General features: G+C 71.8%; 23 protein-coding genes. 12 read left to right on the forward strand and 11 right to left on the reverse strand.

From position 1 onward, the window contains the following. Positions 1-67: 67 nt before the first annotated feature. Both ITJ69_RS11610 and ITJ69_RS11615 read right to left on the reverse strand, forming a co-directional pair. Positions 68-718 (reverse strand): GntR family transcriptional regulator, encoded by a 651-nt coding sequence (locus ITJ69_RS11610; RefSeq protein WP_111085873.1) that lies wholly within the window; start codon positions 716-718, stop codon positions 68-70. Between the two features lie 12 nt (positions 719-730). Further along, positions 731-2,857: an MMPL family transporter gene (locus ITJ69_RS11615; RefSeq protein WP_194672823.1), complete on the reverse strand. Its 2,127-nt coding sequence runs from the start codon at positions 2,855-2,857 to the stop codon at positions 731-733. Between the two features lie 124 nt (positions 2,858-2,981). Here ITJ69_RS11615 and ITJ69_RS11620 point away from each other — a divergent pair, with 124 nt between their 5' ends. Both ITJ69_RS11620 and ITJ69_RS11625 read left to right on the forward strand, forming a co-directional pair. Further along, positions 2,982-3,395, forward strand: a complete 414-nt coding sequence (locus ITJ69_RS11620) for a MarR family winged helix-turn-helix transcriptional regulator (protein ID WP_131844840.1) — start codon at positions 2,982-2,984, stop codon at positions 3,393-3,395. 78 nt (positions 3,396-3,473) lie between these two features. After that, on the forward strand, positions 3,474-4,514 hold the full coding sequence (locus ITJ69_RS11625) for an LCP family protein (protein ID WP_194672824.1): 1,041 nt from the start codon (positions 3,474-3,476) through the stop codon (positions 4,512-4,514). Positions 4,515-4,602: 88 nt separating this feature from the next. Here the strand turns inward: ITJ69_RS11625 and ITJ69_RS20985 are convergent, their stop codons facing one another. From ITJ69_RS20985 to ITJ69_RS11655, 6 genes are all read right to left on the reverse strand, one after another. Further along, a complete protein-coding gene (locus ITJ69_RS20985) occupies positions 4,603-5,301 on the reverse strand; it encodes a transglycosylase family protein (protein ID WP_123294616.1) in 699 nt (232 codons plus the stop codon). A 302-nt stretch (positions 5,302-5,603) separates the two neighbouring features. Further along, entirely contained in the window at positions 5,604-6,755 is a 1,152-nt protein-coding gene (gene rlmC, locus ITJ69_RS11635) for a 23S rRNA (uracil(747)-C(5))-methyltransferase RlmC (RefSeq protein ID WP_194672825.1), read from the reverse strand. A gap of 7 nt (positions 6,756-6,762) precedes the next feature. After that, the gene (locus ITJ69_RS11640; protein ID WP_323743087.1) at positions 6,763-7,641 is read right to left on the reverse strand and encodes an SMP-30/gluconolactonase/LRE family protein; all 879 of its coding nucleotides are present in this window, start codon (positions 7,639-7,641) and stop codon (positions 6,763-6,765) included. A 37-nt stretch (positions 7,642-7,678) separates the two neighbouring features. Then, a complete protein-coding gene (locus tag ITJ69_RS11645; RefSeq protein ID WP_165901140.1) occupies positions 7,679-8,299 on the reverse strand; it encodes a DedA family protein in 621 nt (206 codons plus the stop codon). A gap of 66 nt (positions 8,300-8,365) precedes the next feature. Then, positions 8,366-9,025, reverse strand: coding sequence for a FadR/GntR family transcriptional regulator (locus ITJ69_RS11650; protein ID WP_131881069.1), 660 nt, complete (start codon positions 9,023-9,025; stop codon positions 8,366-8,368). Further along, positions 9,022-9,744 carry an SDR family oxidoreductase gene (locus tag ITJ69_RS11655; RefSeq protein ID WP_131881067.1) on the reverse strand — a complete coding sequence of 241 codons (723 nt, stop codon included), beginning with the start codon at positions 9,742-9,744 and terminating at the stop codon, positions 9,022-9,024. The genes ITJ69_RS11650 and ITJ69_RS11655 overlap by 4 nt, the downstream gene beginning before the upstream one ends. 45 nt (positions 9,745-9,789) lie before the next feature. On the opposite strand from ITJ69_RS11655, the gene ITJ69_RS11660 reads away from it, so the two are divergent. Continuing rightward, positions 9,790-10,539 (forward strand): SDR family NAD(P)-dependent oxidoreductase, encoded by a 750-nt coding sequence (locus tag ITJ69_RS11660; RefSeq protein ID WP_194672827.1) that lies wholly within the window; start codon positions 9,790-9,792, stop codon positions 10,537-10,539. Between the two features lie 4 nt (positions 10,540-10,543). Here ITJ69_RS11660 and ITJ69_RS11665 read toward each other — a convergent pair whose 3' ends face one another. Beyond that, entirely contained in the window at positions 10,544-10,951 is a 408-nt protein-coding gene (locus ITJ69_RS11665; protein ID WP_111085883.1) for a MarR family winged helix-turn-helix transcriptional regulator, read from the reverse strand. A gap of 81 nt (positions 10,952-11,032) precedes the next feature. Between ITJ69_RS11665 and ITJ69_RS11670 the strand changes: the two genes are divergently transcribed. From ITJ69_RS11670 to ITJ69_RS11700, 7 genes are all read left to right on the forward strand, one after another. Continuing rightward, positions 11,033-11,977 carry a quinone oxidoreductase family protein gene (locus ITJ69_RS11670; RefSeq protein ID WP_194672828.1) on the forward strand — a complete coding sequence of 315 codons (945 nt, stop codon included), beginning with the start codon at positions 11,033-11,035 and terminating at the stop codon, positions 11,975-11,977. Positions 11,978-12,086: 109 nt separating this feature from the next. After that, positions 12,087-14,999: a Na+/H+ antiporter subunit A gene (locus ITJ69_RS11675; protein ID WP_194672829.1), complete on the forward strand. Its 2,913-nt coding sequence runs from the start codon at positions 12,087-12,089 to the stop codon at positions 14,997-14,999. Further along, positions 14,996-15,448, forward strand: a complete 453-nt coding sequence (locus ITJ69_RS11680) for a Na(+)/H(+) antiporter subunit C (protein WP_111085885.1) — start codon at positions 14,996-14,998, stop codon at positions 15,446-15,448. Before ITJ69_RS11675 ends, ITJ69_RS11680 begins: the two co-directional genes overlap by 4 nt. Then, positions 15,445-17,136 (forward strand): Na+/H+ antiporter subunit D, encoded by a 1,692-nt coding sequence (locus ITJ69_RS11685; protein ID WP_123339137.1) that lies wholly within the window; start codon positions 15,445-15,447, stop codon positions 17,134-17,136. Before ITJ69_RS11680 ends, ITJ69_RS11685 begins: the two co-directional genes overlap by 4 nt. After that, positions 17,133-17,717, forward strand: coding sequence for a Na+/H+ antiporter subunit E (locus ITJ69_RS11690; RefSeq protein ID WP_123294606.1), 585 nt, complete (start codon positions 17,133-17,135; stop codon positions 17,715-17,717). The genes ITJ69_RS11685 and ITJ69_RS11690 overlap by 4 nt, the downstream gene beginning before the upstream one ends. After that, positions 17,714-18,058 carry a sodium:proton antiporter gene (locus tag ITJ69_RS11695; RefSeq protein WP_123294605.1) on the forward strand — a complete coding sequence of 115 codons (345 nt, stop codon included), beginning with the start codon at positions 17,714-17,716 and terminating at the stop codon, positions 18,056-18,058. Before ITJ69_RS11690 ends, ITJ69_RS11695 begins: the two co-directional genes overlap by 4 nt. Before the next feature lie 5 nt (positions 18,059-18,063). After that, the gene (locus ITJ69_RS11700; RefSeq protein WP_228505532.1) at positions 18,064-18,411 is read left to right on the forward strand and encodes a cation:proton antiporter; all 348 of its coding nucleotides are present in this window, start codon (positions 18,064-18,066) and stop codon (positions 18,409-18,411) included. Positions 18,412-18,414: 3 nt separating this feature from the next. Here ITJ69_RS11700 and ITJ69_RS11705 read toward each other — a convergent pair whose 3' ends face one another. Then, positions 18,415-19,680: an MFS transporter gene (locus ITJ69_RS11705; protein WP_194672830.1), complete on the reverse strand. Its 1,266-nt coding sequence runs from the start codon at positions 19,678-19,680 to the stop codon at positions 18,415-18,417. Positions 19,681-19,886: 206 nt separating this feature from the next. On the opposite strand from ITJ69_RS11705, the gene ITJ69_RS11710 reads away from it, so the two are divergent. Beyond that, positions 19,887-20,933 (forward strand): aldo/keto reductase, encoded by a 1,047-nt coding sequence (locus ITJ69_RS11710; RefSeq protein ID WP_194672831.1) that lies wholly within the window; start codon positions 19,887-19,889, stop codon positions 20,931-20,933. An 8-nt stretch (positions 20,934-20,941) separates the two neighbouring features. Here the strand turns inward: ITJ69_RS11710 and mgrA are convergent, their stop codons facing one another. Further along, positions 20,942-21,985: an L-glyceraldehyde 3-phosphate reductase gene (gene mgrA / locus ITJ69_RS11715; protein ID WP_173170206.1), complete on the reverse strand. Its 1,044-nt coding sequence runs from the start codon at positions 21,983-21,985 to the stop codon at positions 20,942-20,944. Between the two features lie 78 nt (positions 21,986-22,063). Between mgrA and ITJ69_RS11720 the strand changes: the two genes are divergently transcribed. Beyond that, positions 22,064-22,552 carry an iron chaperone gene (locus tag ITJ69_RS11720; RefSeq protein ID WP_228505509.1) on the forward strand — a complete coding sequence of 163 codons (489 nt, stop codon included), beginning with the start codon at positions 22,064-22,066 and terminating at the stop codon, positions 22,550-22,552. Positions 22,553-22,597 lie beyond the last annotated feature (45 nt).

Below are 22,597 nucleotides of genomic sequence, written 5' to 3' on the forward strand. Positions count from 1 at the left end.
GGGAGGCCCGTGGCGGCGTCGCCACGGGCCTCCCGTCCGCCACCTGGTCGCGCTGGGCGACGGGGCGCTACGCGCGCGACGGCAGCAGGTGGATGGCCTCCATCGCGAGCTCTGCCGCGATCGGGTCCTTCGCCAGGACGGCAGCCTTGAGGTTCTCGAGTTCGGGCAGGATCACCGCGGCCGGGATCAGCTCGGCGAGTTCGGGGACCCGGAGCTTGAAGGACAGCCCGTCGGTGGTCGACCGGCAGAGCTGCACGAGCGACGGGTTGCCGCAGGCGTCCGCCCACTGCGAGTAGATGTCGGCGCCGTTGCGGGCGACCTGGTCCTGCTCGTCGGCGCCGACCCGCGCGATGACGTCGTCGAGCATCTTCACGATCTTCTTGCGCTGCGGCTCGGTGAAGTTGGGCACCGCGAGGCGCACGACGCCCCCGTAGATGACGCCGAGCGTGCGGTAGGCGTCGAGGAGCTCGTCCTTCGTCGGGGCCGCCACGCGGGTGTAGCGGTTCGGTGCCATCTCGATCAGGCCGGCGCGGGCGAGTTCCGCGAGCGCCTCGCGGATCGGGGTGCGGGAGACGCCGAGCCACGCGATCAGGTCGTCGTCGTTGAGTCGCTCGCCGGGCTCCAGCGTGCCGTCCATGATCGCGTCGCGGATCTTGTCCTGCACGGTGTCACGGAGGAGTTTGCGCTCGGCGGCGGGCTGCGTCGAAGGAACTGGCATGCACCCAGCGTGTCACATGTGATGGTTCGCGCGCGAGAGGCGCGACGGCCACCAGGCGCGCCGACCGAGGTCGTACGCGATCGCCGGCACGAGCAGCGAACGGACGACGATCGTGTCGAGCAGGACGCCGAACGCCACGACGAACGCGATCTGCACGAGGAACAGGATCGGGATGACGCCGAGGGCCGCGAACGTCGCCGCGAGCACCACCCCCGCCGAGGTGATCACCCCGCCGGTGACCCCGAGTCCGCGCAGGACCCCCTCGTGCGGACCGTGCCGCAGCGCCTCTTCCCGCACCCGCGTCATGAGGAAGATGTTGTAGTCCACCCCGAGCGCGACGAGGAACACGAACGAGTACAGCGGCACGCTCGGGTCCGCGCCGGGGAAGTGGAACACGTGGTCGAACACGAGCGCTCCGACGCCGAGTGCGGCGGCGAACGACACGATCACACTGCCGATGAGCACGAGCGGGGCGACGACGCTGCGGAGCAGGAGCATCAGGATGAGCAGGATCACGACCAGCACCACGGGGATGATCAGCGTGCGGTCGCGGATCCCGGTGTCGTTCGTGTCGACGGCCGTCGCGGTGACGCCGCCGACGACCGCGCCGGGATCGACCCGTTCGACGGCCGTGCGGAGGTCGCGGACCGTCTGCTCGGCGGCGTCCGAGTCGGCGGGGTCGGACAGCGTGGCCTCGAGCAGCACGTCCCCGCGCGACACCGTCGGAGCGGCGGCGGCTCCGCCGCTCGAGGTCGGGTCGCCCGTCACGGGCACCGTGCCGGACGGGGCGTCCTTCGCGGCGGCGACGACCCCGTCGACGCCGTCGACCCCTGTGACGGCGTCGACGAGTGCGTCGAGGTCGCGTTCCGACCCGATGACCTGCGCCGGGCTGCCGGAGCCGCCGGGGAAGTGGTCGGCCAGGACGTCCTGCCCGTCGCGTGCCTGTGAGGCCCCGATGACCAGGTCGCTCTGCGGGACCCCGTCGGCCTTGAGCCCCACCAGTCCCGTGCCCATCGCGAGCAGCCCGACCGTGCAGACGATCCACACCACCCGGGAACGCTTGGCGACGAGCCGACCGACGCGGGCCCAGATTCCGCGGGCGTCCGGACCGGTGAGGACCGGATGGGCGCTGCCGTACGCGGGACGGAGCGGCCAGAACGCGGCGCGACGGAACGCGAGCAGCAGGGCGGGCAGCAGCGACAGGGCGGCGAGCAGGCTGAACGCGATGCCGATCGCCGCGACGGGACCGAGCGCCTTGTTCGAGTTGAGGTCGGAGAGCAGCAGGCAGAGCACGCCCACGATGACGGTGCCGCCCGAGGCCAGGATCGGCTCGAGACTCCCCCGCAGGGCCGCCTTCGTCGCACCCCAGCCGGTGCGGTGGTCGCGCAGCGCCTCGCGGAAGCGCGCCGTGTAGAGCAGGGCGTAGTCCGTCGCGGCGCCGATCACCAGGATCGACAGGATCCCCTGCACCTGGCCGTTGACGGTGACGATGTCGGCCTTGGCGAGCCACCACACCACGAGGATCGAGGCGCACAGGGCGAACGTCGCGTTGCCGAGCACGAGGATCGGCAGCAGCGGTGACCGGTAGACGATGATCAGGATCACGAAGACCGCGGCGAGCGCCACCCCGAGCAGCAGGCCGTCGATGCCGGCGAACGCCTCGGTCAGGTCGGCGGTGAACCCGGCGGGCCCGGTGACGTACCCGCTGACGCCGCTGGGCAGGGCGTCGTCGACGTCGGCGCGGATCGCCTCGACCGCGTCACCGGTGTCGGCTGCCGTGGTGAGGGTCGCGACGATCTCGACCGCGTCGCCGTCCTCGCTCGGGATCACCGGGCTGACGGCTTCGACGTCGTCGCGGTCACCGAGCTGGGTCGCGAGGTCCTTCGCCGCGCTCAGGTCGGAGGACGACATGCCGCCGTCGCGCTCGAGCACGATGATCGCGGGTGCGCCCGACTCCTGCCGGAACTCCGACGAGCGCTCCTGCACCTTCGTGGCGTCGGCCGACGCCGGCAGGAACGAGGTCTGGTCGTTCGTCGACACCTCGGAGATCTTGCCGAAGTACGGACCGCCGACGGCGGCGATCGCGAGCCAGACCACGATGACGAGCGCGGGGAGGACGATGCGGAGGAAGCGGGACACGACGGTGAGCGTACACCGGTCGTCAGCATGCTGATTACTAGACGGATGCGACGCCGGTCGCGATGCCGACTGCGACGCCGACTGCGACGCCGACCGCGACAGCTGGCGACCGTAGACTGCGCCCATGGACGACACGACCGAGCAGTGGCCCCTCGGCCGGCTGTTGTCGGCCGCGGCACGCTCGGTCGAGCGGGACTGGGATGAACGCCTCCGCGCCATCGGGCTGCCGCACGCAGCCCTCATCGCGGTCGACATCCTGATCCGCACGGGCCCCACCGGTGCCGACACGATCGCCCGCACGGCACGGGTGCAACCGCAGACGATGTCACGGACCCTCGAGCGCATGGAGCGGGACGGCCTGGTCGAGCGCACCCCGCACCCCGACGACCGACGCCGGCGCCTCGTGACCGTGACCGATCACGGACGCCGAGCGTGGGAGACCGCTCGACACATCGAGCGCGAGGTCCTGCCGGACGACCCGGCACTGCGGACGGCACTCACGGAACTGCTCGGGAAGTCACGGCAACCGAACAACTGACACGCTGTACCTGAAATACCAGATGCGGTACGATGGGTCGGTCGGTGGCACGCCGACGCGAACCCGTTGGAGTCCCGCATGTCCGAACGACGGGCGGCCCGCCTGGCCGCCGACACCGCCACCCGAAGCGGACGCCACCCGCGGCGCCGACGCCCGCTCCTCGTCGCACTGCTCGCGACGGTCGGCTCGCTGGTCGGCATCGCCACCGTGATCGCCGTCGTCGCGAGCATCTTCGTCGGCGGCCTGGCGCGCAGCTTCGACGCCCGCCACGACACGATCGCGAACCCGTTCCCGAGCGGGACCCGACCCGCTGCGTCCGGCGGCGAGAACATCCTGCTCATCGGGTCCGACTCACGAGCTGCACGCGGACCGGACGGCAAGCCATCCGAGGCCGGTGGCCGTTCGGACACCCTGATGCTCGCGCACGTCCCGGCCGACCGGCAGGCCGTGTACCTGATGTCGATCATGCGTGACTCGTGGGTCGACGTGCCGGGTCACGGGAGCGCCAAGATCAACGCCGCGTACGCGTGGGGCGGCGTCCCGCTCACCGTGCAGACCGTCGAGCAGCTGCTCGACGTCCGCATCGACCACGTCGCCGAGATCGACTTCACCGGGTTCAAGGACATGACCGACGCCCTCGGCGGTGTCACGGTCGACTCCGGGCAGGCGTTCGCCGCAGGCAAGCACGAGTTCGTCGCCGGCGCGAACCGGCTCGACGGCGACGCCGCACTCGCGTTCGTGCGCGAGCGGTACTCGTTCGCCGACGCGGACCACACCCGCGTGCTGAACCAGCAGGCGTTCATGCGCGGGGTCGTCGGCGGGCTGCTCTCCCGCGGCACGATCACGGACCCCGGACGCATCCAGGACTTCGTGACCGCGACGAGCGAGCACCTCGCCGTGGACGCCGGACTCTCGTTCCCCGCCCTGGTCGGCCTCGGGTGGTCGCTGCGCGACGTCCGGACCGACGACCTCAAGACGTTCACGGTGCCGACTGCGGGCTCCGGAACCTCGCCGGACGGGCAGTCCATCGTCATGCTCAACGACCTGGCGGTCGGCTCGCTGTCGCAGGCGTTGCGCTCCGACGACGTCGCGGCCTGGTTGGCCGACAACCAGCAGTAGCGCTCCCGTCCCTCCCGACACGCACCACGCACGGCGACGCCCCGCGACCGAGGTCGCGGGGCGTCGTCGTGTTCGTCCGGTGGAACGATCAGGCGGGGAGCTGCAGCTCCTGGCCCGAGTAGATGAGGTTCGCGTCGTCGATGGTCGACGTGTTCGCAGCCCACAGCTTGTTCCAGCCACCGTCGATCTTGAGCTTGGTGGCGATGGTGTCGAGCGTGTCGCCCGAGGCGATCGTGTACGTCTTGCCGCTCGTCTTCACGGCGGCGGGCTTGCTCGGCGTGGTGGCTGCCGGGGCGGCCTCCTGCGCGGGTGCCGGAGCAGGAGCCGGGGTGCTCGGCGCGGCCTGCTCCGGGGCAGCGGGGGCCGGTGCGGCCTGCTGCGTCGGGGCCGGAGCAGCGGGGGCTGCCGGAGCCGGAGCAGCGGCGGCCGGTGCGGCACCGCTCGTGCCGCTCAGTCCGAGCTGGGCCGAGCAGGCGGGCCAGGCGCCCCAGCCCTGCGTGGCGAGGACACGCTCGGCGACGGCGATCTGGGCCTCGCGGCTCGCGCCGGCGGGGCTGCCGACGCCACCGTTCGCCTGCCAGGTGCCGAGGTTGAACTGCAGGCCGCCGTAGTAGCCGTTGCCGGTGTTGATGGCCCAGTTGCCGCCGGACTCGCACTGCGCGAGGGCGTCCCAGGTCGAGCCGGACGCAGCGTTCGCGGGGGTTGCCGCGAGGCCGACACCGGTCGCGGCGATGCCGGCGAACGCGAGGCCGCCGACGATGGTGCGGGTACGGGAAAGCTTCTTCATGTGATTGCTCCACCGGGGTCACGAGCCGCTTCGAACGCGGAATCCACTGCCCACCCCGACCGATCGCGGTCAGTTGTGGGGTGCGCCACCGGGGGCAGTGGTCATCGGGCCGGCGGCACCTCGGTCGGCAACCATAGGAAACTCTTCACCGTTATCAAACCGAGACAAACGGTTCTACCCGTTGGTGCTATGTACCCCGCACTCGAACCTGTACGCCTCGATGCCCATGGCCATGGTCATCGACCCGTACCCGGGTACGTCACCTTGGCAATTCCCTGGCAATGCCGGCCAGGAGGCCCGGATCACGCCCGCGACAGCAGCGTGACGGCCTCGAGATGGCCGGTCTGGGGGAACATGTCGAGCACACGAGCGCGGCGCAGCCGGAACGAGGGCATGCGCGCGAGGTCCTTCGCCAGGGTCACCGGGTTGCAGCTCGAGTAGACGACGTGCTGCACGTCGGACTCCTCGAGCCAGGTCGACAGCGCCTCGCCGATCCCGCGTCGCGGCGGGTTCACCAGGACGAGCTCGGGCACCGTGTCGGGTCGGGCGCGGAGTGCGTGCTCGGTGGCGTCGTCGGCGGCGAACCGGAGCCCCTCGAGCCCGGCCTCGCGCGCGGACTGCTTCGCCGAACGGATCGCCTCGGCACTCGTCTCGATGCCGGTCACCGCTCGTCCCGGTCGCGCAGCGTGCAGGGCGAACCCGCCCACGCCGCAGTACAGGTCCCACATCGACGCCGGGTCGAGCTCGTCGATCCACGCCGAGGCCTGCGCGTACAGCTCGGTGGCGACGGCGGTGTTGGTCTGGAAGAAGCTCTGCGGCCGCAGGTGCATCGTGATCCCGCCGAGGCGCATCGGCAGCGTCTCCTGCTCGGTGAGCACGATCTCCCGGTCGCCCTCGGTCACGGCCTTGTGCTCGGGAAGCAGGTTCACCGTGACGACCACCACGTTCGGCAGCGCGTCGCGCAGCACATCGAGGTACTGCCGGATCCGAGCCACCTGCCCCTCGGACCGCAGGACGAACCGCACCATCAGTTCGCCGTCGGGCGACTCGGTGACCAGGACGTACTTCAGCTCGCCGCGTCGGGCAGCGACGTCGTACGGGATCAACCCCGCGGTCTGGACGAAGTCGGCGAGCAGGGGCAGCGCGTGTCGGATGCCGGGCGTGCAGATCCCGCAGTGCCGCAGGTCGACGCCGCGCTGCCGGTGGTCGAGGATGCCGACGGTCGGGTGCTCGGTCGAGCCGCCGACCACCATCTTCGCCTTGTTCCGGTACCCGGACTCGGGGCTCGTGATCGCCGGTGCCCACGTGACGGCTCCGGGGCCGCCAGCCGCCTCGACGGCGTCGTGCAGGAGTTCGCGGGTGCGGAGCTCCTTGTCGAGGACCTGGTCGGCGTAGGGCTGCCCCATGAGCGTGCAGGACCGGCACACCCCGCGGTCGAAGTAGTCGCACTGCATGGCCGAGTCAGGATACGGCAGCGTCCCGCGTCGTCGTGGCGATCCGGTACACCGACGTCGTCGCCGTCAGGAACAGCGTCGTGCCGTCGCCGCCGCCGAAGCACAGGTTCGACGTCACCTCGGGGACGGCCACCTCGCCGATCCGCTCGCCGGAGGGGTCGAACACCACGACGCCGCGGTGCGACGACGACCACACGTTGCCGTGCTCGTCGACCCGGATGCCGTCCGGTGCGCCCTCGCCCGGCTCGAGTCGCGCGAACACCCGGCCGTTCTTGAGCAGGTCGCCGCTGTCACCGACGCGGTCGTAGGCGCGGATGACCGGTTCGTCCCCCGACGAGCTCGCGATGTAGAGGACCTGCTCGGACGGGTCGAAGGCGAGTCCGTTCGGCTCGTCGACGTCGGTCGCGACGGGGCGCAGGTCCTCACCGGACGGTCCGCAGCGGAACGTCCAGTGGTCGCCGTACTCGCGCACGCCGGGGTGACCCTCGCGCGGCTGGGTGATGCCGTAGGCCGGGTCGGTGAACCACACACTGCCGTCCCGGGCGACGACGACGTCGTTCGGCGAGTTGAACCGCACGCCGGCCCAGGCGTCGACGATCGGCGTGACGACGCCGTCGCGGTCGCGCTCCACCCGCCGGAGTCCGTGCGAGCACTGGACGACACTGCCGTCGCGGTCGAGCGTCCGGCCGTTGGTGAACTCGACGCCCTCGGCGTACGTGGAGGTCTCGCCGGAGTCGGCGTGCCACTGCAGGACCCGGTCGCCGGGGATGTCCGACCAGCGCAGGGTGCGGGACGCCGGGATCCAGCAGGGTCCTTCGGCCCACGTGCTGCCGGTGGCGATGCGCTCGAGCGCGTCAGGGTCCGGTACGAGGTCGTCGAGCAGCACGGGTTCTCCTTCGAACGGTGTCCCCACCCTACGTTCGTCAGGCCGCAGCCGCCGCCTCGCTGCGTCGTCGCACGGCCTTCTCGATCGCCGAGATCGCGAGGCCGAGCAGGATCGACGCCACGACCGCGAGGGTCGTGACGAGGAAGGGCTGCTCGCGGCTCCAGCGCCCGGTGGCCGCCGCGATGCCGACGCAGTACGCGGCCCACACGACGTCGGCGAGCACGCAGCTGACCAGGAACCGCCGAACGTCGAGCCCGCTGTCCGCGCCGACCAGGTTCGTCGTCAGCCGGCCCATCGGGATGAAGCGTCCGAGGACCGCGATGCGCCCGGGAGCGGCACGGTAGCGGCCGTCGATGGCGTCACGGGCCTTGCGGACCTTCGGACGCGCGAACCACGACCTCGAGCCGAGGTCGACCGAGCGCGCCAGGTGGTACAGCCCGAGGTCGCCGAGGACCATGCCGATCGAGGCCGCGACGACGAGGACGAGGACCGGCAGGAGGCCGCCGTCACCGCCCACCAGGAGCGTGCCGACCGCGACGACGAGCGCCTGGCTGGGGAGGAAGACCGCGACACTGCCGACGGCGAGCACGAGGCCGACCACGACGAACGTCCACGGGGTGCCGATGAGCTGGACGACCAGGTCCTGTGCTGCGTCCACGCTCACCCTCCACGGGCGCCGGAGGAGCGCACCGGACTCCATCTTCCCAGGTCGGCGGGGCACCGCTCACGTGCGCTCGACGATCGCCCGCATCGCCGCGGCCGCGTCGTCCGGGTGGCCGTCGACGACGGCACCGGCGAGCGCGAGGTGGAGGCCGACGTCGTGCCGGTCCGGGCGGATGCTCCCGCGTTCGCGCAGCACCTGGCCCACGACGCGGTGCAGGCGTCGGTACAGCGTGTTGTCGGACAGGTCGAGCACGAGCGCGTGGAGCCGCACGTCCGCGGCCACGAAGTCGAGGCGGTCGTCCCGGGCCGCCGCGGCGGCGAGCTCGTCCGCGGTGGTGCGGAGCGCCTCCCGTCGGTCCGCGCACTCGTCGAGGGGCGCCCGCCGGGCTGCTGCGGCGGCTGCGGCGGGTTCGACCGCCGCGCGGAGTTCGCGGAGCTCGACCGCCACGCGGTCACCGTCCGGGCCCCGGAGCCGCCACCGCACGACCCGCGGATCCAGGACGTCCCACTCCAGCACGCCGAGGACGGTCACGCCGACCCGGCGCCGCGCGGTGACCAGGCCGAGGGCGACGAGGACGCGGACGGCCTCGCGGACGATGCTGCGACTGGCCCCGGTCGACGCCACCAGGTCGTCGATGCTCCGGCGGCTGCCCACGGCGATGGCGCCGGAGACGACGTCGGCACCGATCTGGTCGAGGACGCGGTCGAACGTGCTGGTCACCGCTGGGACACCGGGCTGACCACGAGTTCGTCGACGCGCATGTACGACGGCGCCTCGAGCACGAACGACACCGCGCGGGCGATGTCCTCCGGCTGCAGCATCGCCGATCGTGCGGCGGCGTCGGGCACCGACGGCCGCTGGTCGAGGAAGTCGGTCGCGACGTCACCGGGGCACAGGTGCGTCGCCCGGACCCCGTGGTCTGCCTCCTGCTGGTTGAGGCTCCGGACGACCGAACCGAGCGCGGTCTTCGAGGCGGAGTACGCGACGCCGGCGCCGGGCTGGAAGGACCACCCGGCGTAGGACGACACCACGACGACCACGCCGCCGGACTCGCGGAGCGCAGGCAGTGCGGCGTCGACGACCGCGACCACCGCGGTGAGGTTCGTGTCCACGATCGCGCGGAAGTCCGGCAACGACTGGTCGTCCCACCGGCGCCGCGGCGCGTTCAGCCCGGCGGCGAGCACGACCGCGTCGAGTCGTCCGAACCGCTCGAGCACGGTGTCCCGCGCAGACGCGACGGCAGCGGGATCGGCAGCGTCGAGGGGCAGGACCGCCGCCGTGCCGCCGGAGGCCGTGATCGTCGCCGCGACCTGCTCAAGCCGGTCCACGCGCCGCCCGCTCAGGACCACCGTCCACCCGTCGCGCGCAGCGGCCTCGGCACTCGCGGCGCCCATGCCGCTGCCGCCGCCGGTGACCCAGAGCACCCGTTGCTTCGCCATGCTGCAATAGTATGCCTATTGCAGTGACCAACGACAGGAGCAACGATGCACCTCGACCTGACCGACCGTGTGGTGGTCGTGACCGGCGCAGCACGCGGGATCGGACGCACGCTCGCCGACCGCTTCGTCGCCGAGGGGTGTCGCGTCGTCGCCCTCGACCTGGCCTTCGAGCCCGACTTCCCGCTCGACCACGTCGTGTGCAACGTCGCCGACCCCGAGTCGGTCCGGGCCGCCGTCGACGAGGTCGTCACCCGGCACGGCACGATCGACGTGCTCGTGAACAACGCCGGCATCAACGTCGAGGGCACCGTCGCCGAGCTGCAGTGGGATGCCTGGCGCCGGTGCATGGACGTCAACCTCGGCGGCACCTTCCTGATGAGCCAGGCCGTCGCGCCGGTGATGCAGGCCGCGGGACGGGGGCGGATCATCAACGCCGCCTCGTTCGCCGCGATCGTCCCGAGTGTCGGCAGCGCTGCCTACGCGGCGTCCAAGGCCGCGGTCGTCTCGTTCACCCGGGTGCTGGCGTCGGAGCTCGGCCCGTGGGGCATCACCGTCAACGCGTACGCGCCGGGCATGGTCCCGACGGCGATGAACGGGTTCGCGACCATGCCGGCCGAGGCCCAGGACCGCCTGCTCGACACCCTGTCGCTGCGCCGGTGGGAGACCGCGGACGACGTCGCCGACCTGCTCGTCTTCGTGGCGAGCGACGCCTCGGGCTACGTCACCGGCACCCTGCTCGACGTCTCCGGCGGCAAGCTCGCGACACAGATCCCGGCACGCGCGCACGGCCGCTGAGGGTTCAGCGCAGCATCCGCTCCAGGAGTGCGCGCAGCTGCCGCCGGTCCCGCTCCGGCAACCGGGCGGTGAGCGGCAGCAGTGCATCGCGGATCGCGCCCTCGAGCGAGCGCGCCACCTCGAGACCGGCGTCGGTGATCACGACGTCCACCGCGCGGGCGTCGTCCGCGTTCGGCTGCCGCGCGAGCAACCCCTTCTTCTCCGCGCGCGCCACCAACCCGGTCATCGTCGACTTCTCGAGCCCCAGGTACTGCGCCAGGTCACCGATCCGCAGACGACGGTCACGCAGGATCGCGAGGACCCGCAGCTGCGTCAGCGACAGCCCGGCATCGGCCGCGAGCCCGGTCAGCGGCCCCATCGTCCGGAACGCGGCCTCGCCCAGGGCATCGACGAGCTGCTCGTCCTCGGTCATCTCCTGCACCATTCCAGCCTAGTTGACGAACTTCGTGATGCGAACTACTTTGTTCGTAACACGAAGCAAGTGGAGGACACCATGCACGCAGCAGTCGTCACCGAGTTCGGCCACACCCCGACCTGGCAGGAGTTCGACGAACCGACTCCCGGACCCGGCGAGGTCGTCGTCGACGTCGTCGCGGCCGGTCTCCACCCGCGGGTCCGCTCGCAGGCCGACGGTTCGCACTACACCAGCGAGGGCGCGCTCCCCCTGGTCCCCGGCGTCGACGGCGTCGCCCGGTTCCCCGACGGCACGCTCCGCTACGTCGCCGTCGCGAGCGACACCCGCGGCACCATGGCCGAGCGCGTCGCGGTCGACCCGCGGGCGAGCGTCGTCCTGCCCGACGGTGCCGACCCGGTCACCGTGGCCGCCGGCGTGAACCCGGTGCTGTCGTCGTGGGTGGCCCTGCGCCGGCGGATCGACTTCGCCCCGGGCAGCCGCGTCCTCGTGCTCGGCGCGACCGGGGCCTCGGGCACCGCAGCGGTGCAGGTGGCGAAGCACCTCGGTGCCGCACACGTCGTCGCGAGCGGGCGCAACCCGGAGCGGCTGGCGGCGCTCACCGCCCTCGGCGCAGACGTCGTGCTGCCGCTGACCGACGTCGACGCCCTCGGCGCAGCGGCAGCCGACGTCGACGTGGTCATCGACTACGTCTGGGGCCAGCCCGCGGCCGACGTGATGCGCGCCGTCGTCACCGCCCGCACCGAACCGGGCCGCCGACTCGACTGGATCGCGATCGGTTCCACCGCGGGCCACGAGGCGACGATCCCGTCCGCGGCACTGCGCGCCTCGGGCCTGACGATCGTCGGCAGCGGGCAGGGGTCGGTCGGGCGTGCCGGTTTCGTCGCCGAGCTCCCGGGCATCGTCAGTGCGATCGCGGACGGCACCGTCCGGGTGGACGCGACGGCCGTGCGGTTGGCGGACGTCGAGGCGACGTGGGCCGGACAGCCCGCCGGGAGCACGGGCAGAGTGGTGTTCACAGTGTGAACCGAGCGCGAGCAGGCTGTCCGGTCGCACAGGTTCTCCACATCCCACTCTTCGTAGGCTGTGAGGGCCCAGTGAGCCGGACTGCAGCCCGACCCCGAGGAGGTGCCCGATGGTCCTCGTCCTCGTCGCGTTCGCGATCGTCGCCCTGATCGTCCCCGCCCTGACCCCCGTCCTCGGCCGCCGCGTGTTCACCGTGGCCGCCCTCGCGCCCGCAGCCGCCGCCGTGCTGACGGTGCTGCAGACGGACGCAGCGCTGCACGGCAGCGTCGTCGAACGGCACCGGTGGGTCCCGCAGCTCGACCTCGAGATCACGCTGCGGATGGACGCCCTGTCGTGGGTGCTCGCGCTCGTGGTGTCGATCGTCGGGGCCCTCGTGCTCGTCTACTGCGCCTCGTACTTCGGGCGCGACGAACCGGGGATCGGCCGGTTCGCGGGCGTGCTGACCGCGTTCGCCGGGTCGATGTTCGGGCTCGTCCTCGCCGACGACGTCATCGTGCTCTTCGTCCTGTGGGAAGCCACCACGGTCTTCTCCTACCTGCTCATCGGACACGACGCCGACAAGCGTGCGAGCCGTGCGGCCGCGATGCAGGCCCTCGTCGTCACCACCGCCGGTGGTCTGGCGATGCTCGCCGGTCTGGTCATGCTGTCGGTCACGGCCGGCACGACCTCGCTCTCCGGCATCATCGCCGCCCCGCCGACCGGACCGATCGTCACCGTCTCGGTGGTCCTCGTCCTGCTCGGCGCGCTGACGAAGTCGGCGATCGTGCCGTTCCACTTCTGGTTGCCCGCGGCCATGGCAGCTCCGACCCCGGTCAGCGCGTACCTGCACGCCGCAGCGATGGTGAAGGCCGGCATCTACCTCGTGGCCCGGCTCGCTCCGGCGTTCGCACTGCTCGACGGCTGGCGCGAGACGATCACCGTGCTCGGTGTCCTCGGCATGCTCATCGGTGGCTACCGGGCGCTCCGCCAGACCGACCTCAAGCTCCTGCTCGCCTACGGCACCGTCGCGCAGCTCGGGTTCCTCGTGCTCGCCGCCGGGTGGGGCGCGCCCGCGGTGGCACTCGGCGGGGTCGCCCTGCTCGTGGCGCACGCCGCGTTCAAGTCCACGCTCTTCCTGGTGGTCGGTGCGATCGACCACACCACCGGCACCCGCGACCTCGGGCGCCTGAGCGGCCTCGGCCGGAAGGCACCGTGGCTGGCCGTCGTGGCCGCCCTCGCGCTCGTGTCCATGGCCGGCATCCCGCCGACGATCGGCTTCGTCGCCAAGGAAGCCGTGCTGACCGGCTTCACCGAATCGCTGCACGGACCCGACGCCGGCTGGGCCTGGTTCGCCCTCGTCGGCGTGACGCTCGGCTCGGTGCTCACCGTGGCGTACTCGCTCCGCTTCTTCTGGGGAGCGTTCGCCCGCAAGCCCGACGTCGCCCAGACGGCACCGCACGCCCTGCACGGTCTGGGTGTGGTGCCGTCGATCCTGGCGCTGACCGGTCTCGCCCTCGGCCTGCTGACCCCGGTCGTCGCGCACGGCATCGAGCCCGCGGCGACGGCGGCCTCGCTCCCCGGCGAGGAAGTCCCCCACCTCGCGCTCTGGCACGGCCTCGAACCGGCGCTCGGCATCTCGGCCGTCACCCTGGTCGGCGGTCTCGCACTGTTCGCCCTCCGACGTCCGGTCGAGGCGCTGCAGCACCAGCTCGCCGGGTTCCCGAGCGCCTCGGGCACCTACCGGCACCTCATGCGCGGCCTCGACCGGTTCGCGACGGGCCTGACCGCCGGTGTCCAGCGGGGTTCGCTCCCCTACTACCTGACGGTGATCCTGTCGGTGTTCGTGGCGGGTGCGCTCGCGAACCTCGTGCTCGGCGGGCCGTGGGAGTTCCACGTCCGGTTCTCGGACTCGTGGGGGCAGATCCCGGTCGTCATCGTGATGTCCGTCGGCGCGATCGCCGTCCTCACCGCGAAGACCCGGTTCGCCGCCGCCGTGTTGGTGGGCGTGACCGGCTACGGCATGTCCGTCCTGTTCGTCCTGCACGGTGCGGTCGACCTCGCGCTCACGCAGCTCGTGGTCGAGACCGTCACCCTCATCGCGTTCGTCCTGGTGCTCCGGCGGCTCCCCCCGCGCATCGCGACGACGAACCCGAGCCGGTTCCGCATCGTCCGTGCGCTCTTCGCAGGGCTGGCCGGCCTCACGCTGGCGATCGTCGTCATCGTCGCCGCCTCGGCACGCACCGCCGACCCGATCTGGCCGGACCTGCCGGCGCTCACGAGCTCGTTCGGGCACGGCCTCAACGTCGTGAACGTCGCCCTCGTCGACCTGCGCGGCTGGGACACCCTCGGTGAGCTCACCGTCGTCGTCGCCGCGGCCACGGGCGTCGCGAGCCTCATCTTCGTGAACTCCCGCGAGGACACGCTGCCCCGGCTCCGTGACCTGCCGGAGAAGCTGACGGCGGACGGCCAGCGCACCGACGGGGAGCCGCGCGCCTGGCTGCCGACGAGCGCCGCCATCCCGACCGGCCGCTCGGCACTCCTCGACGTGGTGGTCCGACTGCTGTTCCACGGGCTCATCGTCCTGTCGGTCTACCTGCTGTTCGCCGGGCACAACGCGGCCGGCGGCGGCTTCGCCGGTGGCCTCGTCGCCGGCATCGCCCTGGCGGCCCGGTACCTGGCGGGCGGCCCGGCCGAACTCGGCGCCGCCGCCCCGGTCCGTGCCGGTCGACTGCTCGGGCTCGGTGTCGCGACGGCGGCGATCACCGCGATCGTGCCGCTGTTCTTCGGCCGCGAAGCGCTGTACTCCGAGTTCTTCGAGGCGACCGTCCCGATCCTCGGTCACGTCGAGTTCGTCACGGCCACGTTCTTCGACATCGGCGTGTACCTGGTCGTCGTCGGCCTGGTGCTCGACGTCCTCCGCAGCCTCGGCGCCGAGGTGGACCGGCAACGCCTCGAGGATGCCGGGGCACCCACCCGCGACACCACCGAGGGGTCGGTCCGCGACACCCTCGAGGCCCCCACCCCGGAAGGGAGCGCCACATGACCGTCACCCTCGTCCTCGTGATCGCGATGGCCGTGCTGTTCTCCTGCGGCGTCTACCTGCTGCTCGAACGGTCCCTGACCCGGATGCTGCTCGGCTTCCTGCTGCTCGGCAACGCCCTGAACCTGCTCCTGCTGGTGATGTCGGGCGCCGCCGGCAACCCGCCGATCGGCAAGTCCTCCGAGGGCATCACCGACCCGCTCCCCCAGGCCTTCGCCCTGACCGCGATCGTCATCACCTTCGCCGTCAGCGCGTTCCTGCTTGCCCTCATCCACCGCTCGTGGCAGCTGTCCCGTGCCGATGAGGTCGAGGTCGACGAAGCGGACGTCGCCATCGGCCGCACGCGCGACGACCCCGACGACGACCCGGAAGCCGACTTCGACCCGAAGTCCCCCGAAGACGCTGACGATCCGCACGAACACCAACCGCACCAGGACGGAGTGAACCGATGACCTGGCTCGTCCCGCTCCTCGTCCTCGTCCCGCTGCTCGGCGCCGCCGTCGCACTCGGCCTCCTGCGGCACCAGAAGCTGCAGCGAGCGATCACCGTCGTGGTGCTCGTCGTCGCACTCGCCGTCGCCGCGACCCTCATGGTGCTCGTCGACCACCACGGCACCATCGTCGTGCAGGTCGGCGGGTGGGACGCCCCGTACGGCATCTCGCTGGTGGTCGACCGCCTGAGCGCCCTGCTCCTCACGGTGAGCGCCAGCGTGCTGCTCATCGTCCTGCTGTTCTCGATCGGCCAGGGGCTCGCAGCCGACGACGGTGAAGCTCCGGTCACGATCTTCTACCCGACCTACCTCGTGCTGGCCGCGGGCGTGCTCGACTCGTTCATCGCCGGCGACCTGTTCAACCTGTACGTGGCGTTCGAGATGCTGCTCGTGGCGAGCTACGTGCTCATCACCCTGGGCGGCAGCGAGCAGCGGGTCCGGGCCGGCACCACGTACATCGTCACGAGCCTGATCGCGTCGGCGATCTTCCTCGCCGCGATCGGCCTGGTGTACGGCGCGACCGGCACGGTCAACATCGCCCAGATCAGCGAGCGCGTCGCCGATCTGCCCGAGCACGTGCAGCTGCTCCTGCACACGATGCTGCTCATCGGCTTCGGCATCAAGGCGGCGGTCTTCCCGCTGGCGTTCTGGCTGCCGGACTCGTACCCGACCGCCCCGGCCCCGGTCACGGCCGTCTTCGCCGGTCTGCTGACGAAGGTCGGCATCTACGCGATCATCCGCCTCGAGACGGTCATCTTCCCCGGGCCGCAGTTGAACAACGTGCTGCTCGTGGTGGCGGTGTTGACGATGGTCGTCGGGGTGCTCGGTGCGGTGTCCCAGACCGACGTCAAGCGCCTGCTGTCCTTCACGCTCATCAGCCACATCGGCTTCATGGTGATGGGTGTCGGGCTCGGGACGGTCGCGGGGACGGCGGCCGCGGTGTTCTACACGGTGCACCACATCGTCGTGCAGACCACGTTGTTCCTGGTGTCCGGCCTGATGGAGCGCGTCGGGGGGACCACGTCGACCCGGTCGCTCGGCGGGTTGTTGAAGGCCGCGCCGCTGCTGGCCGCGCTGTACCTGATCCCGGCGTTCAACCTGGGCGGCATCCCGCCGTTCTCCGGCTTCATCGGCAAGCTCGGGCTCTTCCGCGCCGCAGCCGAGGACGGCTCCCCGTTGGCGTACGTCACGATCGCCGCCGGCGTGGTCACGTCGCTCCTCACGCTGTACGCGCTGATGCGCGTGTGGGACGCCGCCTTCTGGCGGCCGAAGCCCGCGGCCGAGGCCGCGGCGCCGCACGCGACGACCGCCGAACCGCACGCAGCCCTGCGGTCGCCGGAACCCGCCCCTTTGACCGTCTCCGAGGAGACGGGTGAGGCCTTCCACCCAGGAGGCTCGGTGACGGTCACCGACGCACCCCACGCGAGCAGTGCCTCCCGTCCGACCACCGGGTCGACCGAGACGGTCGGCGAAGCGCCGACCAAGGTCCGGCTGCCGCGCATGCTCGTCGGTGTGACGACGGTCGCGGTCCTCGGATCCGTCGCCCTCACCGTGGTCGCGGGCCCGCTCTACGGGTACGCGAGCCGCGCAGCGGAGTCGCTCGAATCGCCGGACCGGTACGTGCAGGCCGTCCTCGGGGGTGACCGGTGAACACCGACACCCGACACGTCGCGAACGCCCGCCGCATCGCGGTGGCGTGGCGGTACGACGTCCCGCTCGTCGCCGGACTGACCGTCCTGTGGGCCCTGCTCTGGGGCTCGTGGACGCCACTGACCCTGCTCTGCGGCATCGTGGTGGCGCTCCTGGTCACCCAGGCGCTGCCGCTCCCGCCGGTCCCGCTGTCGGCCCGGTTCTCGATCGTGCACGCCGTCCGGTTCCTCGTGGTGTGGTCCGGACTCGTCATCACGGCGTCGTTCCGGGTCGCCTGGGTCGCGTTCCGCCCGCGAGGTGTCCGCCGCAGCTCCATCACGCTCGTGCAGCTGCACTCCACCGCCGAGATGACCTTCACGCTGGCGACCCTCGCGATCTCGCTGGTGCCCGGCTCGTACGTCGCCGACGTCGACCTCCGCCGCCGGCGCCTGCTGCTGCACGTGCTCGACACCGAGCGGGTCGAACAGGTCGAGGCCGCCCGTCGCGAGGCCCTCGGCATCGAGGCCATGGTCATCCGTGCCCTCGGTTCGAAGCAGGACGTCTCCGAACTGTCCGAACCGCTGCCGGAGGTCACCCGATGAGCGCCGCCGTCGTCGTCATGGGGATCGGCATCGCCCTGGTCCTGGCCCTGCTCGGCGCCACCCTCGCGCTCGCGGTGTTCCGGATCGTGCGCGGCCCGACGATCCTCGACCGGATGATCGGATCGGACATGGTCCTGACGACCGTGCTCGTGGTGATCGCGGCGTCGATGGTGGTCCGGCGCGACCTGACCGGGATCCCCGTGCTCGTGGTGATCGCGGCGACGAGCGTGTTCGCGACCGTCGCGGTGGCCCGAGCGGTCACGCCGTCGTCGGACCCGTCGGACGAGGGCCTGAGCGTCACCACCCCCGAGCACGCCGCCGAAGCAGAGGAGCAGTCGTGACCGAGATGATCCAGGCGTTCCTCGACGGCGCCGGTGTGCGGGCGTGGATCGCGCTCGCCCTGCTGCTCATCGGCTCGCTGCTGTCCCTCGGCGCCGGGGTCGGCATCGTGCGCTTCCCGGACCCGCTCGTCCGCCTGCACGCCATGGCGAAGCCGCAGGTGCTCGGGCTGGCGTTCGCCCTGGCCGCGATCGTCGTCGCGGTGGGGACCTGGACGGCGTTCTGGGTCGTCCTGCCCATCATGGTGTTCCAGCTGTTCCTGGTGCCCGTCTCGACGCACATGATCGCGCGCGCCGGGCTGCGTGCCGACGACTACCGGCACGAGGACCTGTTGGTCGACGACACCGAGTCCTGATCGTCAGGCGGGGGTACGGCGCCGCAGCAGCAGGTTGACGACGGCCGCGAGCACGACGACCGCTGCCGAGGCCGCGGGGAGCACCATCGCGACGGACGTGCCGTGCTGCTCGGCCAGGTCGCCGGTGATGGCGGAGGCGATCGACTGCCCGACGATCACGGCGGATCCGAGGATCGTCATCGTGGTCGCGGACCGGCCGACCGGTGAACGGTCCGAACCGAGGCTGTACTGGGCGACGAGGGTCGGGCCGATGCCGACGCCCATGATCGCCAGGACGATGCCGACCGCCATGACGGAGTCGGCCTGCGAGAACGCGATCGCGCCGCCGAGCAGGACGACACCGAACACGAGCCAGCGCCAGCCGAGGCCGAACGACCGCGGGAACGCTGCGGACCCGAGCGCGAGTCCGGCCGAACCGATGCCCATCAGGCCGTAGAGCAGGCCGGCCTGGGACGCCTCGCCGTGGGGCTCCATGAACGCCGTCAGCGACGTCAGGGTCGAGCCGAAGAACAGGCCGATGCCGAGGATCCCGACGACCACGACGACGAGCCGCGGACGCAGGAGCTGGCGGGCCGGGGCCTGGGTCAGTTCCTCGTGCTGCCCGAGCACGAGCTTGCCGGTGGGGTGCAGCGCGAAGGCGGTCACGAACACGAAGGTCAGGGCCGAGGCGCCCGCCACGGCGACCCAGGGGGCGATCGCGCTGGCGAGGATGCCGACCAGGAACGGGCCGATGATGAAGACGGTCTCGTCGGCGGCCGACTCGTACGCCATCGTGCCGCTGAGGGTCTTCTCGCGGCGGGCCGGTCTCATGCGCTGCGCGATGATGGCGACGAGCCGGGTCCGGGACATCGGCGCGACCTGGGGCGCGGACGCCCCGATGCAGAACGCCATCGCGAGCACGGCGAGGTCCGGCGCGCTGCCGCTGACGACGAAGGGGAACGCGCCGAGCAGCGCCGCGTTGACGAGGCCGACGGGGACGAGCACGGCACGCTGGCCGAACCGGTCCGCGGCGGCACCGACCATCGGTCCGAACACCGCGGCACCGATGCCGACCGAGGCGGAGTTGACGCCGCCGAGGGCGACGGAGTCACGCGCGGCCACGACGAGGGTGAGGACCCCGACGACCATCATGGCGAACGGCAGGCGGGCGATGAACGCCACCGGGAAGTACCAGCGTCCGGCGAGGGAGACGAGCGAGGCGTCTCCGGCGGTCGCGGTGTCCGTGCGCTCCGGGGCGGGCGCGGACGGGGTGGGACTGGTGTGGAGCATGGGGGTGTGCCTTCTCGGCCCGGCCCGGTTCGGTGGGGGCGGACCCATCGGGTGCCGCCGTTGTCCGCCGGGGAGCCGGCGGCCGGTAGATACACACTGCGTGTTTCAGAACTGCGCCCATCGTACCAACCGTTCCGGTCGGGGCCAGGGGTAACGCTTCGTCACCGGACCGTCCTGCGGCCCGCACGGCCCATATCGTGGCGCGCATGGAACAGCGACGCATGGGGCGCACGGGGGCGCCCGTCAGCTCGCTGACGCTGGGGACGCGTGCCGTCGCCGGCGTCGCGGCCCACGACCCGTCGGCCGGTGTGCCCCTCGTGCTCGAGGCGCTCACCCGCGGCGTGACGTCGGTCGACGTCTCGGACGCTGACGGCGCGGGCCTGGCCGAGACCGCGGTGGGTGCGGCGATCGCCGGACGGCGCGAGGACGTGTTCCTGTCGGTGCGGTTCGGCGCCCCGGTCGACCAGGACCCGGCGCACCGCGGCAACGGGCGGCGGTGGATGTTCCGTGCCGTGGAGCGGAGCCTGCAGCGACTCGGCACCGACGTCATCGACCTGTACCAGCCGGCGCTGCCGGACCCGGCGACGTCGCTCGACGAGACGCTCGACGCCCTCGCCGACCTGGTCGCACAGGGCAAGATCCGCGCGTTCGGCCTCCCCGGGTTCCCGGCCGAGGAGCTCGTCGAGGCGCAGTGGCTGCGGTCCGGGTCGAAGAGCGCCACCGCGACGCACGTGCCCTACTCGATCCTCACCCGCACGGCGGAGCGCACGGTGTTGCCGGTCGCCCGTCGCTTCGGTCTCGGGGTCCTGGCCGGAGCACCCCTCGCCGGCGGCTGGCTCGCGGGCACCTACCGCAACGGCACCGTCCAACCACGCTCACCGCACGTCGACGAGCACCCGGACGCGTACGACATCGGCGCCCCGCGGAACCGTCGGAAGCTCGAGGTCGCCGACCGGCTCGGACGCCTGGCCGACGACTCCGGCTTCACGGTGTCGGAGCTCGCGGTCGCCTTCGCCCTGACCCACCCGGACGTGTCCTCGGTGGTGATCGGGCCGCGCACCGTCTCGCACGTCGACGCCTACGTGCAGGCGTCCGAGATCGTCCTCGACGACGGGCTGCTCGACGCGATCGACGCGATCGTCGCGCCGGGCACCCACGTGCTCGAACGGGACACCGGGTTCGCGCTGCCGGCGCTCAGCCGCGAGCGACTCCGCGGTCGCACCCCGGTGGGCGCCGGACCGAACCGCTCGTAGGTCCGCGGTCAGGAGACCTCGCCGGCACGCGCTCCCGCCCACAGGTCGACGTCGGTGATGCCGACCGAGTGCTCGTCGATGGTGCGGAGCTCCTCGTCGGTGAACGACGTGTTCGCCAGCGCCGCGACGTTGTCCTCGAGCTGCGACACCTTCGACGCCCCGATCACGAGCGAGGTCACCCGCTCGTCACGGAGCGCCCAGGCCAGGGCGAGCTGCGCCAGGGACTGTCCACGAGCCGCGGCGACGTCGTTCAGCGCCCGGAGGTGCCCGACGACCTCCGAGGTGATGCTCGACGCGTCGAGCGACTTGCCGGCGGCGGCTCGGGAATCAGACGGCACCCCGTCCAGGTACTTGCCGGTGAGCAGGCCCTGCGCGAGCGCAGTGAACCCGATCACGCCGAAGCCGAGCTCGCCGGCGGCGTCGAGCAGCCCCTCGGTCTCGATCCAGCGGTTGAGCATCGAGTACGACGGCTGGTGGATGAGGAGCGGGGTACCGAGGTCGCGCAGGATCGCGGCGGCCTGTCGGCTGCGTTCCGCGTCGTACGACGAGATGCCGACGTACAGCGCCTTGCCCTGCTGGACCGCGGTGTGCAGCGCGCCCATCGTCTCCTCGAGCGGGGTCGAGGCGTCGAGTCGGTGCGAGTAGAAGACGTCGACGTAGTCGAGACCCGTCCGCTGCAGGGACTGGTCGAGCGAGGCGAGCACGTACTTCCGCGAACCGCCGCCCTGGCCGTACGGACCCGGCCACATGTCCCACCCGGCCTTGGTCGACACGACCATCTCGTCGCGGTACGGCCGGAAGTCCTCACGCATCAGGCGCCCGAAGTTCACCTCGGCGGCTCCGTACGGCGGGCCGTAGTTGTTCGCGAGGTCGTGGTGCGTGATGCCGAGGTCGAAGGCCCGACGGCTGATCGCGCGCTGCGTCTCGAACGGCACGTCGTCACCGAAGTTGTGCCAGTACCCCAGGGAGAGCAGCGGCAGGTCGAGCCCGGAGCGGCCGGTGCGGCGGTACGTCATCGAGTCGTAGCGGTCGTCGCTGGCGATGTAGGTCATGGTCCGAGCCTGCCACCAGCGCCATCGGACGAGCGCAACGAGCGTGATCGGACGAGCGCCACGAGCGTGATCGGGTGCATGATCGACGCACCGACACGGAAGGGCACCACCATGGCACGGACGACGAAGACCGAGGGCACCTTCACCGACGAGGAACGCGCGGCGATGCAGGAGCACGCCGCCGAGGTCAAACGCACCCGAGGCACGAAGGGCACCAAGGCGGAGAAGGCGGCAGCGGACGCCGCCGCGGTCGAGGCGAAGATCACCGAGATGCCCCAGCCGGACCGCGGTCTCGCGGAACGCATCCACCGGATCGCGCTCGAGGTCGCGCCCGACCTCGCGCCGAAGCTCTGGTACGGCATGCCCGCGTACTACCAGGACGGCAAGGCGGCGTTCTTCTTCCAGGACGCCGCGAAGTTCAAGGCCCGGTACGCGACGCTCGGGTTCCAGGACTCTGCCGCACTCGACGACGGGACGTTCTGGCCGACGTCGTGGGCGATCACGCCGGAGTTCTCCGAGGCGGACGAGGCGACCGTCGCCGACCTGATCCGCCGCGCGGTCGCCTGACCCCGCGGCCGGTACCGTGAGCGCATGACCGCGCTCCGTTCGGCC

Origin of the sequence: Curtobacterium sp. VKM Ac-2887, assembly GCF_015350935.1 — a bacterium.
Classification (GTDB): domain Bacteria; phylum Actinomycetota; class Actinomycetes; order Actinomycetales; family Microbacteriaceae; genus Curtobacterium.

Excerpts from the sequence above, each read along its gene's own strand:
- ITJ69_RS11610 (WP_111085873.1), bottom strand. The coding sequence starts at position 718 with ATGCCAGTTCCTTCGACGCAGCCCGCCGCCGAGCGCAAACTCCTCCGT.
- ITJ69_RS11620 (WP_131844840.1), top strand. The coding sequence starts at position 2,982 with ATGGACGACACGACCGAGCAGTGGCCCCTCGGCCGGCTGTTGTCGGCC.
- ITJ69_RS11625 (WP_194672824.1), top strand. The coding sequence starts at position 3,474 with ATGTCCGAACGACGGGCGGCCCGCCTGGCCGCCGACACCGCCACCCGA.
- ITJ69_RS20985 (WP_123294616.1), bottom strand. The coding sequence starts at position 5,301 with ATGAAGAAGCTTTCCCGTACCCGCACCATCGTCGGCGGCCTCGCGTTC.
- rlmC (WP_194672825.1), bottom strand. The coding sequence starts at position 6,755 with ATGCAGTGCGACTACTTCGACCGCGGGGTGTGCCGGTCCTGCACGCTC.
- ITJ69_RS11655 (WP_131881067.1), bottom strand. The coding sequence starts at position 9,744 with ATGGCGAAGCAACGGGTGCTCTGGGTCACCGGCGGCGGCAGCGGCATG.
- ITJ69_RS11660 (WP_194672827.1), top strand. The coding sequence starts at position 9,790 with ATGCACCTCGACCTGACCGACCGTGTGGTGGTCGTGACCGGCGCAGCA.
- ITJ69_RS11665 (WP_111085883.1), bottom strand. The coding sequence starts at position 10,951 with ATGACCGAGGACGAGCAGCTCGTCGATGCCCTGGGCGAGGCCGCGTTC.
- ITJ69_RS11670 (WP_194672828.1), top strand. The coding sequence starts at position 11,033 with ATGCACGCAGCAGTCGTCACCGAGTTCGGCCACACCCCGACCTGGCAG.
- ITJ69_RS11675 (WP_194672829.1), top strand. The coding sequence starts at position 12,087 with ATGGTCCTCGTCCTCGTCGCGTTCGCGATCGTCGCCCTGATCGTCCCC.
- ITJ69_RS11680 (WP_111085885.1), top strand. The coding sequence starts at position 14,996 with ATGACCGTCACCCTCGTCCTCGTGATCGCGATGGCCGTGCTGTTCTCC.
- ITJ69_RS11685 (WP_123339137.1), top strand. The coding sequence starts at position 15,445 with ATGACCTGGCTCGTCCCGCTCCTCGTCCTCGTCCCGCTGCTCGGCGCC.
- ITJ69_RS11695 (WP_123294605.1), top strand. The coding sequence starts at position 17,714 with ATGAGCGCCGCCGTCGTCGTCATGGGGATCGGCATCGCCCTGGTCCTG.
- ITJ69_RS11700 (WP_228505532.1), top strand. The coding sequence starts at position 18,064 with ATGATCCAGGCGTTCCTCGACGGCGCCGGTGTGCGGGCGTGGATCGCG.
- ITJ69_RS11705 (WP_194672830.1), bottom strand. The coding sequence starts at position 19,680 with ATGCTCCACACCAGTCCCACCCCGTCCGCGCCCGCCCCGGAGCGCACG.
- ITJ69_RS11710 (WP_194672831.1), top strand. The coding sequence starts at position 19,887 with ATGGAACAGCGACGCATGGGGCGCACGGGGGCGCCCGTCAGCTCGCTG.
- mgrA (WP_173170206.1), bottom strand. The coding sequence starts at position 21,985 with ATGACCTACATCGCCAGCGACGACCGCTACGACTCGATGACGTACCGC.
- ITJ69_RS11720 (WP_228505509.1), top strand. The coding sequence starts at position 22,064 with ATGATCGACGCACCGACACGGAAGGGCACCACCATGGCACGGACGACG.